The sequence below is a fragment of the Streptomyces sp. BE20 genome, from assembly GCF_036322525.1.
GTDB lineage: Bacteria > Actinomycetota > Actinomycetes > Streptomycetales > Streptomycetaceae > Kitasatospora.
The window spans coordinates 36,772-49,640 of sequence record NZ_JAQYWW010000928.1; the positions used below are offsets into that span (position 1 = coordinate 36,772).

Genomic DNA, 12,869 nt, shown 5'->3' on the forward strand with positions numbered 1-12,869 from the left:
CGCAGGCCCGGAGTGTCGGGCGGGGCGCAGGCCGGTGCTCCGGCGCGGGCTACGCCGGAGGGCGGTAGCGGGCCCCTGGCGGGGAGGTGGCCCGGGGGGAGCGGATAGGCCGGTCGGAGCCTGCCCGCTGGCGGGTCGGGGAAGGACACCGGACGGTGGGGCGAGGGCGGACGGTGGAGGTGAAGTGGGTGCGGACGTGGCGCGTGGCGGTGGGTGTGGCGGTGCTCGCGGCGGTCGCGGCGACGGTGCCGACCGGGCAGGCGACGGCGGGGCCCGGATGGGCGGTCGTCGTGGTGGACCAGGCGTCCCGGCGGGTGCTGGTGCTGCAGAGCGCCGAGGAGCTGATGGCCTACCGGGGGCCGGACCGCCTGCCGGTGGTCTGGTCGTGGTCGGCGGACACCGCGCCGGACCTCGACGACCTCCGGCCGGAACGCAGTTGGTCGATGCCGGACGAGGCGAAGAGCCGGGTGCGGCACGGTCGCCGCTACCTGCTCACGACCGCCTCGGGCGGGCTGGCGGCCGCGGTCGACACCGCGACCGGTGCCGCCGCCTGGGCGGTCGACACCGGTCCGCTCGCCAACCCGCACAGCGCGGAGCTGCTGCCGGACGGGAACGTCGCGGTGGCGGCCTCCACCGGCGGGTGGATCCGGCTCTACACGGCCTCGCAGGGGCCGCGGAGCTCGGTGCACGCCGAATTCCGGCTCCCGGGCGCGCACGGCGTGCACTGGGACCGGCGGACCGGACTGCTCTGGGCGGTCGGCGACGACACGCTGACCGCGCTCCGGGTGGGCGGCACCGCGGCGGCGCCGACCCTGACCGCGGTCCGGGCGGTGCCGTTGCCGGAGCCGGGAGGTCACGACCTGGCGCCGGTGCTCGCCACGCCCGGGCGCTTCTGGGTGAGCACCGCCGGGCACCTCTGGCGGTTCGACCCCGCGACGGACCGCTTCTCGAAGGTCGGACTGGGCGGCGAGCAGGCGGGGAGGGACGTCAAGAGCGTCGGCGACGAGCCGGGTTCGGGGCGGTTGCTCATCGCGGCCCCGGACCACGCGGGCCCCTGTTCCTGGTGCACCTCGGTGCTCTCGCTGCACCGTCCGGACGCCGTCCGGAGGTTGCCCGGCGCCTGGCTCTACAAGGCGCGCTGGTGGACCAGTTGGGGGAGCGCGGCGTGAGCGGAAGGCCCGGGGGAGCGACCGGTGGGACTATGGGACCGGGCTGGCATTCGGTGGATGCGGCTGATTTTATGCAGCGGCAAACTACTCCAATGGTGGTCAGTTTCCGCTCTGGTTCCGTAAACCATCCGCGAGGTGCCCGGGCTGGGATAGCGTCCATGGCGCCGGGGGGACTCGAACCACTCACTGGGTTCGAACATCAGACAATGCCGTATCCGTTTCGGGAGAAAACTGTGCGCAATTGCCTTTCGGAAAACCGGTCGGACACCGTCGACGAACTGCGGCTCGCCGTGGACTCGCTCGCCGCGTTCCCGGCCCGTGACGCGGCCTCCGGGGCCGACGTCCCCGAGCGTTTCGCGGCGGTGGCGGAGCTCTGCCGCGCCGTCGACGGGGTGCTCGACAGCCTGGTCGTCCAGGCCGCCGCGGAGGCCGCCGAGGAGGGCTGGACCGCCGCCCGGATGGCGTCCGAACACGCCGTCTACTACGCGAGGTTGCAGCGGGCGCTGCTGCCCGCCGGGGCTGCCGCCGCCGGTCGGGGCGACGCCGGGCCGAAGCAGCGGTGAGCGCGCCGCACACGCACGCGGCGCACGCCAACGCGCACGTCCTGGCCTGTCCTACCCGGTGGAGCGACGTCGACGAGAACGGGCACATCAACAACGCCCGGCTGGTCTCCTACGTTCAGGAGGGAATTTACGACCTGTTCTGTCACCACGCGGTCGCCGTCCGGGATTCGCTATTTCCGTCCGGATTCCTGATCGCCCGGCACGAGATCGATTACCTGGAGCAGCTGCACCATCAGCCGGAACCATTGCTGGTGCGGTTGAGCGTTGAACGTCTGGGGCGCAGTTCCGCGCATGTCGTGGTGAATGTGTGCCGCGACCCGCGGACGTATATGCGGGCGCGGACGGTGGTGGTGGCCCGGGACGAGGCGTCCGGCCGGTCCCGTACGCTCAGCCCGTCCGAGCGGAGCTTCCTCTCGGCGTTCCAGCCGGTGGACCCGACGGCCGAGGGGCCGATCGCAGACGGATCGACGGGCGAGGGCCCGGCGCAGCCGCCCCGCGTGGCGGTGAAGTCGCCGCGCGGTCCGGTGGCCGCGCCCGTGCCGGCCCACCACCGGCCCCGCCGGCGCCTGCCGGGTCTCGGTGCGCTGACCCGGAGTGTCCCGGTGGGGTCGTACCGCCACCGCGGGCGCTGAGCCGCCGCGCGAGGCCGGGACACCGCGCGCACCGAACCATCGCGTGCGCCGATCCACCGCACGCGCCGAACCACCGCGTGAGCCGACGCCGGGCACAGGAAGTCGACTGGGGCTTCTTCCTGTGCAAGGGGTGGGAGGTGGTGTCCGGCGCGTACCGCTCCTCAGCCGCCGACGGTGGCGCGGAAGAGCTCCGCGCCCGGGCCGGTGAGACGGACGGGACCGGCGCCGGGGCGGAGGTAGGCGGAGCGGCCCGGGGGGAGGTCGAGGCCGGCGCCGCCGGGGGCGCGGAGGCGGGCACGGCCCGCGGTGCAGAGGAGGATCTGCGGGGCGTCCGCCAGGTCGACCCGGACGGGTACGGCCGTGGGTCGTAGCCGTGAGAGTCGGAACTCGGCAGCGGGCGAGGGGAACTGCTCCTCGATCCCGCCGCCCGGAGTGTGTGCACCGTCCGGGGTGCCCCCGTCGTCGGGGGTGCGGGCGGTCAGTACGGCCGGCTCGCCGGTGCGGAACGCGGTCACCGCGAGCAGGCCGTCGACGTCGACGTGCTTGGCGGTGAGGCCGCAGCGCAGCACGTTGTCCGAGTTGGCCATCAGCTCCACGCCCACCCCGCGCAGGTAGGCGTGCGGCACGCCCGCGTCCAGGGAGAGCGCCTGACCGGCCCGGAGCCGGACGTGGTTGAGCAGCAGGGCGGCGACCAGCCCGGGGTCGCCGGGGTGGTCCGCGGCGGCGCGGGCGTACCCGGCGCAGGCTTCGGCGAACGGGCCGCCGTCCGCGGCGGTCCGCTGCAGGGCGGCGGTGACGGCGGCGAGGTCGCCGGCCCCGGGGCGGGCTACCTCCAGGACGTGCCGCAGCAGCGCGGGCAGCACCTCCGCGGCGGGGAGCCGCCGGAGCGCCGCGGCCCACGGGGCGATCAGCGGCACGGCCAGCCGGTCGAACAGCACGGCCGTCGCTGCGGCCGGGCGGAACCCGCAGAGCGCCTCGAAGTCACCCAAAGCACAGATGAGTTCGGGCTTGTGGCCGCGGTCCCGGTAGACCCGGTCCGGGGCGTCGAGCGGGACGTCACGGGCCTCCTCGGCGGCCCAGCCCGCCTCGGCCTGGGTACGGGTCGGGTGGACCTGGAGGGAGAGCGCCCGGTCGGCGGCCAGCACCTTGAGCAGGAAGGGGAGCCGTGGGCCGAACCGCCGGACGGTCTCCGGCCCCAGCAACTGCGCGGGGGCCTCGGCGATCAGCCGGTCCAAGGGGCGCGGTCCGTGCCCGTCGTCGAGCACCGACGGCGCGGACGGGTGTGCGCCCATCCAGAGTTCCGCCTGCGGCGCGCCGGTCGGCGGGGTGCCGGTGAGCGCGGGGATGGCGGTGGTGGAGCCCCACGCGTAGTCGCGCACGGGATTGGCCAGCAGGGCGAACGGGGGCGGCGCGGACGGGGGTGTGTGCGCGGGCGGGGCGGACGACGGGGTGGGCATGCGGGTGCTCCGGGGGAGGGTCAGCGGCAGAGTGCGGCGGCGCCGATCAGGCCCGCGTCGGTGCCGAGTTCGGCGCGGCGGACGTCGAGCCCGCGGACGTACGGCAGCGCGGCGTACCGGTCCAGGTGGCGGGCGAGCGGGTCGAACAGGGCCGGGCCGGCGGCGGCGACCCCGCCGCCGATCACCACCCGGTGCAGGTCGACCAGCGAGGCGGTGGCGGCGATCCCGGCGGCCAGTGCCTGGGCGGCCCGGTCGTAGGCGGCCACCGCGACCGGGTGGCCGGCCAGCGCGTCGGCGGCCACGGCGCGGGCGGAGCGGTCGTCCCCGGTCGGGCGCCAGCCCCCGGCGAGGGCGCGGCGGGCGATCGCGGTGCCGCTGGCGAGGCCCTCCAGGCAGCCGCGCGAGCCGCACGGGCACGGGTCGCCGTCGAGGTCGACGGTGATGTGGCCGAGGTGGCCGGCGTTGCCGCTGGGGCCGGGCCGGACGGCGCCGTCCAGCACCAGCCCGGCGCCGACGCCGGTGGAGACGACCAGGCAGAGCGCGTTGTCGGCGCCGCGTGCCGCGCCGCGCCAGTGCTCGGCGGCGGCCATCGCCACCCCGTCCCCGGCCAGGACGACGGCGCGGGGGCCGACGGAGGGGTGCGCGGCGACCTCGGCGGTGAGCGGGAAGTCGCGCCAGCCGGGGATGTTGACCGGGCTGACGGTGCCGTGCCCGAGGTCCACCGGGCCGGCGCTGCCGATGCCGACGGCGCCGACGGCGGCCCACCCGGGGGCGGCCGCCAGTTGGTCCAGCACCCGGTGCACGACGGCGAGGACGGCGGCGCCGGGGTCCCGGGCCGGGGTGGGGAACCGGACCCGGTGCGCGAGGGCCCCCGCGGAGTCGACGAGCGCCCCGGCGATCTTGGTCCCGCCGATGTCGAGTGCGGCGAACAGCGGCCCGGCGGCGGAGCCGGCGCCCGCCTGCGCGTCGGGGGCCGGCGCGGCGGAGGCCCGGGCGGAGGAGGGCGGCGTGGGGGCGGTCATGGCGGGTGGCTCCGGGGCGGGGTACGGGCCCCCGCCCGGGGGCCGGGCGGGGGCGATCGATCGCGACGGCGACGGGGCGGACCGTCGACAGGGACAGCAAACAGGATCAGGCCGAGGGCGTCAGCCTCAGGGTGACCAGCTCGAACGGCCGCAGGCTCAGCGTGACGCCGTCGCCGTCCACCACGACCTCGCCGCGCGTGCCGTCCCACGGGCGCTCCAGCAGGTCGCAGGGCACCGCGGCGGCCGGCCGGAAGGACGTGCGGAGCCGGCCCCGGGCCCGCCCGCCGCCGGCCTCGTAGACCCGGACCACGAGGTCGCCGCTGCCGTCGTCGGCGAGCTTGACGGCGCTGACCACCAGCGCCGCCTCGTCCAGCTCCACCAGCGGCCGGACCGCCTCCGCCGAACCGGTCACCCGGCGCTCCGGCAGGCCGACGGCGTACCCCTCGCGGACCGCGTCGCCGATCGCCGCGCCCGGCACCAGCGCGTGCCGGAACCGGTGCACGCCCTGGTCGGTCTGCGGGTCGGGGAAGCGCGGCGCGCGCAGCAGGGAGAAGCGGACGGTGGTGGTCGTCCCGCCGTCCGTCGCGCGGACCGCCCGGGTGACGTCGTGGCCGTACGTCGAGGGGGTGACCAGCGCGACGCCCCAGCCCGGCTCCTCCAGGTGGACGAAGCGGTGGTTGCAGGCCTCGAACTTGGCCGCCTCCCAGCTGGTGTTGGTGTGGGTCGGGCGGAACTGGTGCCCGAACTGGGTCTCGGCCGCGTACCGCTCGGTGTGCACGTCCAGCGGGAACGACGCCTTGAGGAACTTCTCGGTCTCGTGCCAGTCGACCTCGGTGTCGATGTCCAGGCGCCGCGACCCGGCCCGCAGGCTCAGCGTCTGGACCACCGTGGAGGAGCCGAACGAGCGGGCCACCCGGACGGCCGCCTCGTCGGGGGAGGAGACGGACACCGCGACCTCGTCCGCCGCGGTCAGGTCGGTCACGGTGTTGCGGTAGAACTGGTCCACGTCCCAGGCGTCCCACATGTTGGGGAAGTCGGGGTGCAGCTGGAGCAGGTTGGCCCGGGCCCCGGGGGCGACCGTCTCCCGGCCGCTCGCCGCGTCGACCGCCGAGACCACCAGCCCGTCGCCGTCCACGGCCACCGACAGCAGGCCGTTGTCCAGGACGAAGCCGCCGCCGTCGCGCGCCGTCACCGTGCAGCCGCCGCCCGCGCCGGTCGCCGGCACCGGGGACGCCCCGCCCGCCGGCACCGCCGAACGGACGTGCGGGGCACCGTTGAAGACCAGCTCGCACCCGCCCGCCGCGTCCCCGGCCAGGGCCTGCTGGGCCGCGCCGATCAGTTCCTCCAGCTCCGCCGCCAGACGCGCGTACGTGGCCTCGGCCTCGCGGTGCACCCAGGCGATCGACGAGCCGGGCAGGATGTCGTGGAACTGGTGCAGCAGCACCGTCTTCCAGATCCGGTCCAGCTGCTCGTACGGGTACGGGTGGCCGGTGCGCAGCGCGGCGGTGGCGCACCAGAGTTCGGCCTCGCGCAACAGGTTCTCACTGCGCCGGTTGCCCTGCTTGGTCCGCGCCTGGCTGGTGAGCGTGGCCCGGTGCAGCTCCAGGTAGAGCTCGCCCACCCAGACCGGCGGCTTCGGGTACTCGGCCTCGGCCTTCTCGAAGAACTCGGCCGGCCGCTCCCAGCGCACCGTGGCCGAGCCCTCCAGGTCGCGCAGCCGGGCCGCCTTGGCGATCATCTCGCGGGTGGTGCCGCCGCCGCCGTCGCCCCAGCCGGTCGGCGCGAGCGAGTGCCGGGCGACGCCCTTGTCCTTGAAGTTCCGTGCCGCGTGGGCGATCTCGCTGCCCTTCATCGAGCAGTTGTAGGTGTCCACGGGCGGGAAGTGGGTGAAGATCCTCGTGCCGTCGATGCCCTCCCAGAGGAAGGTGTGGTGCGGGAACTTGTTGACCTGGCTCCACGAGATCTTCTGCGTGAGCAGCCACTTGGAGCCCGCGTTGCGGATGATCTGCGGCAGGCCGCCGGTGAAGCCGAAGGTGTCCGGCAGCCAGGCCTCCTGGTTCTCGACCCCGAACTCGTCCAGGAAGAACCGCTTGCCGTGCACGAACTGACGGGCCATCGCCTCCGAGGACGGCATGTTGGTGTCCGACTCCACCCACATGCCGCCGGCCGGCACGAACCGGCCGTCCGCGACCGCCTTCTTCACCCGGGCGTACACCTCGGGGCGGTGCTCCTTGATCCAGGCGAACTGCTGCGCCTGGGACATGGTGTAGAGGAAGTCCGGTTCGTCCTCCAGCAGCGCGGTCATGTTGGCGGTGGTGCGGGCGACCTTGCGGACCGTCTCGCGCAGCGGCCAGAGCCAGGCGGAGTCGATGTGGGCGTGGCCGATCGCGCTGATCCGGTGCGCGGACGGCACGGCGGGCGCGGCCAGCACCTCGGTGAGGTGCGAACGGGCCCCGGCCGCAGTGCCGTTGACGTCCTGGAGGTCGATCGCGTCGAGTGCCCGCTCGACCGCCCGCAGCAGCTCCCAGCGGCGGGCGCCGTCGGCCGGCAGTTCCGCCATCAGCTCGCCGAGCACCTCCAGGTCCATCACCAGCTGCCAGACCGTCTCGTCGAAGACGGCCAGGTCCATCCGCTCCAGCCGGTACTGCGGCTTGCTCCCGGCGGTCTCCTTGTCGCCCAACTCGGTCGGCAGGAAGGGGTGGTAGTCCAGGATGACCGGGTTGGACGCCGCCTCGACGTGCAGCAGCACCGGCTCGCCGCCGGCCGCCGGGGAGGCGACCCGCACCCACTGGTTCTGCGGGTTGAGGCCCTTCACGGGCGTGCCGTCCGGCCGGTAGACCAGGCCCTCGCACTGGAAGCCCGGCATGTTGGCATCGAAACCGAGGTCGATCAGGGCCTCGACCGTGTGCCCGGCCCACGCCTCGGGCACGGTGCCGGTCACGGTGATCCAGCTGGTGCCCCACGGCGCACCCCAGGCGTCGCCGACGGCGATCGGCGAGCGCGGCGCGGCCAGGCCCTCGGCGACCGGGACGGGCTCACCGGGCGCCGTCCAGATCGTGACCGAGAGCGGGACGGACTCGGGGTGGACCGCCGGGCGGATGCGCTCGTCCAGGACGCGCTTGAGGCGGGCTTCGACCAGGCTGCGGTCATCGTGCATGTCAGCGGACTCCGTTGTGCGACTGAGGGGGAACGAACGTGGGAGGGGTCGTCAGCGTACGTCGTCCGGGTGGACGACCTCGGTGATGCCCCGGGCGGACAGGTGGGCGGGATCCCCGGCGTGTTCGGCGAGCACCGCGGTCGGGCGGGCGCCGTCCTCGGCCAGGCGCATGAACGCCTCGAAGACGCTGCCGCCCGGGCCGCAGACCGAGCGCTTGGGTGCGGTGACCTCGTCGCCGGTGGCGACCACCACCGCGGTGGTGCGCGGGGCCGGTGACCGCCAGCCCTCGCGGACGGCGGTGACGGCGGCGGCCAGCCGGGCGCCGACCGGCTTGACCCGCCGGTCGGTGGTGAGGATTCCCAGGCTGTACTCCAGCTCGGGGAAGTCGGCCAGCGCGCGGTCCACGTCGTGCGAGCACCACCAGGTGACGCCCCACAGGTCGGGGCAGTCCAGGACGGCCTCGACGGTGGCGCCGGTGAACCGGGCGGCGTCCTCGGCGGCGATGTGCGGGGCGGGGGCGCCGACCTCCTGGAGCCAGACCGGCCGGTGCGGGTCCGGCGCCCAGGCCTTCGACAGCTCGACCAGGTAGGCCGCGTGCTGGTCGGCGGCGGTGGAGCGGGCGCCGTAGCGCTGCGCGGTGCCGTTGAACACCCAGGAGTGCACGGCGGTGGCGGCGCCGATCCGGGCGGAGTGCCAGGGCGTGAACGGGTGCTCGTCCAGGTACCAGGCGGCGTCGTAGGAGGCGTGCAGGTGGAGCCGGCCGGGCGCGCCCTGCTCACAGGCGCCGACCATCCGGTGCAGCCAGGCCTCGACCTGCCCGGGGGTGGCCCGGTCCGGGTCGGGGTGCGGCTCGCCGGAGAACTGGTTGACCTCGTTGCCGACGGTCATGCCGAGGAAGTGGGGCCGGTCGGCGAGGGCGGCGGCCAGGGTGCGCAGGTACTCGGCCTGGCCGTCGAGGACGTCCGGGTCGGTGAAGATGTTCCGCCGGTGCCAGGTCTGGGTCCACGAGGGCTGGAAGTCGAAGCTGGAGAGGTGGCCCTGGAGGCCGTCCACCGCGACGTCGAGTCCGCGTTCACCGGCCGCGTCGGCCAGGTCGACGAGCTGCTCGACGGCGCGCGGGCGGATCAGCGTGCGGTTGGGCTGGAAGAGCGGCCAGAGCGGGAAGACCCGGACGTGGTCGAGGCCGAGCGCGGCGATCGAGTCGAGGTCGGCGCGGACGGCGTCGAGGTCGAAGTCGAGCCAGTGGTGGAACCAGCCGGCGGTGGGGGTGTAGTTGACGCCGAAGCGCGGGGGTGCGGCGCGCGGCCGGGAGGCGGTGGGGCGCGGGTGGGGGGCGGTGGCCGGGGAGAGGGGCTGGGCGGCGGTCATGCTCGGTGCGCTTCCTCGGTGGGTGCGGCCGTCGCGGGGCGGTCGGGGCGGCGACGGGTGGTCGGGGCGGCGACGGATCGGCGACGGGTCGGGCGGGCGGCGGGCTATCCCTTGACGGCTCCCTCCTCCACGCCCTTGAAGAAGAACCGCTGGCAGACGGCGAACACCACGACGATCGGCAGGAACGCGATCATGGTGCCGGCGGCGATCAGCCGGGGATTGGCGCTGAACGTGCCGTTCAGGTACTGGAGGCCGACGGTCAGCGTGTACTTCTGCGGGTCGTTGAGCACGATCAGCGGCCAGAGGAAGTCGTCCCAGGCGCCGATGAAGGTGAAGATCACGATCACGCTGAGCATGCCGCGGACGTTCGGCAGGCCGACGTGCCACAGGCGCTGCCGGACGTTGGCGCCGTCCACCAGCGCGGCCTGGTCCAGTTCGGGCGGTACGGCGGCGAACGCGGTGCGCATCAGCAGCACGTTCAGCATCGCGATCGCGCCGGGCAGCGCCACGCCGGTCAGTGAGTTGGCCAGGCCCAGCCCCCGCACGGTGACGTACTGGGAGACGATGGTCGCCTCGCCGGGCAGGATCAGCGTGGCCAGGAGGAGGCCGAAGAGCAGTCCGGCGCCGCGGAAGCGCAGTTTGGCCAGCGCGTAGCCGGCCAGGGTGCAGCCGACCACGTTGCCGAAGATCGCGATCGCGGCGACGACCAGCGAGTTGGCGGCGTAGGTCCAGACCGGGATGGTGTCGGCGACCTTGCCGTAGTTGGCGAAGGTGAGGTCCTCGGGGAAGAAGCTCGGTGTCGAGGTGTAGACGTCCTCGTCGGGGCCCTTGAGGGAGGTCGAGAGCTGCCAGAGGAAGGGGCCGATGACGAGCAGGAGGACGGTCAGCAGGAGCAGGTAGCGCCCGGCCGTCCGGACCGGGCCGGGGTTGTGGAGGCTGCGGGGCCGCGGTGCGCGGCCGGTGCGCGGTCCGGGTCTCCCGCCGGGCGGGGCGGCGGTGGCGGTGGCGGGGTCGGCGGCGGAAGCGGGGGCGGCGGGCCGGGGCGGCGGGACGGGGGCGGCGGTGTGGGTCACGGTTCAGGCCGCCTTCCGGTTCAGGCGCGTCAGGAGCAGCATCGGGCCGAGGGTGATGACGAAGAGCAGCAGGCTGAGCGCCGACGCGTAGCCGAGGTGGCCGGTGAAGCCGCGGCTGTACATCTGGATCAGCATGACCACCGACATGTCCCGGCCGCCGGGGCCGCCGGTGCCGTTGGAGAGCACGTACAGCTCGGAGAAGACGCGCAGCGCGGAGACCGAGATGAGTACCGAGACCAGCATCATGGTGGGCCGCACGCCCGGCAGGGTGACGTGCCAGAACCGGCGGACGCTGCCCGCGCCGTCGACGGCGGCGGCCTCGTGCAGCTCGCGGCCGACGTTGGCCAGGGCGGACAGGTAGATCACCATGTAGTAGCCGAGGCCCTTCCAGGTGGTCAGGGCGATCGCGCTGAAGAGCAGCAGCCAGCGGTCGGTGAGGAAGGGGACCGGGGAGTCGGCCAGCCCGGTCTGCCGCAGCACGCCGTTGACGAGGCCGCGGTCGTCCAGCACCCAGCCCCAGATCAGGGCCACCACGACGGCGGAGGCGACGACCGGGGTGTAGAAGGCGGTGCGGAAGACGGTGATGCCGGGGAGCTTGCGCCGGACCAGCAGGGCGAGCAGCAGGGGCAGCACGGTCAGCAGCGGCAGGCAGATCAGCAGGTAGACGGTGCTGTTGAGCAGGGCGTCCGCCAATTGGTCGTCGCTGAAAGCGCGTTCGTAGTTGTCGAGGCCGGTGAAGTGCCCGCCGCCCAGGGGCTTGGCATTGGTGAACGAGAGGATCACCGTGTTGATCGCCGGCCAGAGGTTGAAGACGGCCAGCCAGATGATCGCGGGCCCGGCGAGCAGCCAGGGGGTGAACCAACGCCGGTGGGTCATGCCGATGCCTTCCTGGGGCGAGCGGTGCGGGTCGTTCCCGGCGGGCGGCGGCCCGGGGGTGCCGCCGCGCCGCCGGTACCGGTCGGTCCGGTGCGGGATCAGCCCTTGAGCAGCTGGTTGCACCGCTCCACGGCGGTGTCCAGGGCCTGCTTGGAGCTCGTGTCCCCACTGATCGCCAGGGCGATCTGCTGGTTGATGACGGTGCTCATCGCGTCGTCGACCTGGACGGGCTGGAGGATCTTCGCCTTGGCGAGGGAGGTGAACGCGACGACCTTGGCGTCGCCCGCGTTGGTGCCGTCGCTCCTGCTGAAGAACGGGTCGCCGGCCGAGGTCTTGGTGGACGGGAAGATGCTGGTCAGCTGGGCGAACCTGGCCTGGTTCTCCGCGCTGGTGACCCAGCGGGCCAGGGCCACCGCGGCGGCCGGGTTCCTGGTGCTCTTCGGGATGGACAGGCCCTGCACGTAGAGCGGCGGGGTGCCCATCGCCGGGGAGGAGAGCATCTTCGGCGCGAGGGTCGGGTTGTCGGTGGCGAGGCTGCTGATGAAGTTGCCGCCGCCGGTGGTCCAGGCCGCCGTGCCGGCGTTGAAGAGCTTGGAGTTGCCGGCGTAGGTGTTGGTGAGGACGTCGTTCGGCAGCAGCCCGTCCTGGTACGCGGCGCGGTACTTGTCCAGTAGCGCGGCGGCCTCGGGGGTGTTGAAGGTGAACGACCTGCCGTCGTCGGCCATCACCTTGACGCCCGCGTTGACGAGGTCGCCGAGGCCCGGCTTGCGGCTCATCAGGTAGGTCGAGCCGCCGGACTTCTCCTTCATGGTCCGGGCCTGGGCGATCAGTTCGTCGAGGGTGCCGGGGAGGTTCTTCGGGTCCAGCCCGTTCTTGCTCAGCAGTTCCGAATTCCAGTAGTTCACATCGGTGTTGAGGTACCACGGGTAGCCGAAGGTGCCGTCCTGGCCGGCGAACCGGTAGGCGTCGACACCGCCGGCCACGTACTCCTCGGCGAGTTTCGGATCGGCCTTGGCCACGTCGAGCAGCAGGCTCTGCCCGGCCAGCGGGAGGGCGAAGTCCGGCGGGAGGTTGACCACGTCGGGAAGGGTCCCGGCGGCGGCCTGGCTGAGCACCTTGGCGGAGTAGCCGTCGCCCGGCTGGTCCAGCCACTCGACCTCGACCCCCGGGTACGTCTGCCGGAAGCCGTCGATCACGCCCTGCACGTAGGCGGTGAACTTCGGCTTCAGCGCCCAGGTCTGGAGCGAGACCTTGCCCTTGACCTCGCCGGTGGCGGCGGCGACCTTCGCCGCCGTGTCGTCGCTCCTGTCGTCGGAGCTCAGTCCGCAGCCGGTGAGCACGGTGGCGGCCACCGCCGCCGTCGTCACTGCCGCCCAGATTCTTCGCATGAGGGTCTCCCGGTCCTGGGGAATGGGTGGGGGATGCGTCTTCGGGGATCGTGCTGGGGGGTGGTTCGGGGATTGCGCCGGATTGTGGAACCTGTCTTACTAAACCGGTCTAGCTATGCCAGGGACTATGCTCCCGCCTAAACTTGGATGTCAAGAGAGGAGTC

10 protein-coding genes are annotated in these 12,869 nt (G+C 73.8%); 3 read left to right on the forward strand and 7 right to left on the reverse strand.

Annotated features, from left to right (window positions below):
* Positions 1-188 precede the first annotated feature (188 nt).
* The 3 genes from PUR61_RS21795 (at position 189) to PUR61_RS21805 (ending at position 2,364) form a co-directional block, all read left to right on the forward strand.
* The gene (locus tag PUR61_RS21795) at positions 189-1,169 is read left to right on the forward strand and encodes a DUF6528 family protein (protein ID WP_329880924.1); all 981 of its coding nucleotides are present in this window, start codon (positions 189-191) and stop codon (positions 1,167-1,169) included.
* A 233-nt stretch (positions 1,170-1,402) separates the two neighbouring features.
* Complete coding sequence (locus PUR61_RS21800) at positions 1,403-1,732, forward strand: hypothetical protein (RefSeq protein ID WP_329880926.1); 330 nt, start codon at positions 1,403-1,405, stop codon at positions 1,730-1,732.
* Positions 1,729-2,364 (forward strand): acyl-CoA thioesterase, encoded by a 636-nt coding sequence (locus tag PUR61_RS21805; RefSeq protein WP_329880928.1) that lies wholly within the window; start codon positions 1,729-1,731, stop codon positions 2,362-2,364. Before PUR61_RS21800 ends, PUR61_RS21805 begins: the two co-directional genes overlap by 4 nt.
* 161 nt (positions 2,365-2,525) lie before the next feature.
* Here PUR61_RS21805 and manA read toward each other — a convergent pair whose 3' ends face one another.
* The 7 genes from manA to PUR61_RS21840 form a co-directional block, all read right to left on the reverse strand.
* Positions 2,526-3,821, reverse strand: a complete 1,296-nt coding sequence (manA, locus tag PUR61_RS21810; protein ID WP_329880930.1) for a mannose-6-phosphate isomerase, class I — start codon at positions 3,819-3,821, stop codon at positions 2,526-2,528.
* 20 nt (positions 3,822-3,841) lie between these two features.
* Positions 3,842-4,843 (reverse strand): ROK family protein, encoded by a 1,002-nt coding sequence (locus PUR61_RS21815; RefSeq protein ID WP_329880932.1) that lies wholly within the window; start codon positions 4,841-4,843, stop codon positions 3,842-3,844.
* 106 nt (positions 4,844-4,949) lie between these two features.
* The gene (locus tag PUR61_RS21820; protein ID WP_329880934.1) at positions 4,950-8,000 is read right to left on the reverse strand and encodes an alpha-mannosidase; all 3,051 of its coding nucleotides are present in this window, start codon (positions 7,998-8,000) and stop codon (positions 4,950-4,952) included.
* Positions 8,001-8,051: 51 nt separating this feature from the next.
* Complete coding sequence (locus PUR61_RS21825) at positions 8,052-9,368, reverse strand: glycoside hydrolase 5 family protein (RefSeq protein WP_329880936.1); 1,317 nt, start codon at positions 9,366-9,368, stop codon at positions 8,052-8,054.
* Between the two features lie 104 nt (positions 9,369-9,472).
* Positions 9,473-10,441: a carbohydrate ABC transporter permease gene (locus tag PUR61_RS21830; protein WP_329880937.1), complete on the reverse strand. Its 969-nt coding sequence runs from the start codon at positions 10,439-10,441 to the stop codon at positions 9,473-9,475.
* Positions 10,442-10,444: 3 nt separating this feature from the next.
* Positions 10,445-11,317: a carbohydrate ABC transporter permease gene (locus tag PUR61_RS21835; RefSeq protein ID WP_329880939.1), complete on the reverse strand. Its 873-nt coding sequence runs from the start codon at positions 11,315-11,317 to the stop codon at positions 10,445-10,447.
* Between the two features lie 98 nt (positions 11,318-11,415).
* Positions 11,416-12,705, reverse strand: a complete 1,290-nt coding sequence (locus PUR61_RS21840; RefSeq protein ID WP_329880941.1) for an ABC transporter substrate-binding protein — start codon at positions 12,703-12,705, stop codon at positions 11,416-11,418.
* Positions 12,706-12,869 lie beyond the last annotated feature (164 nt).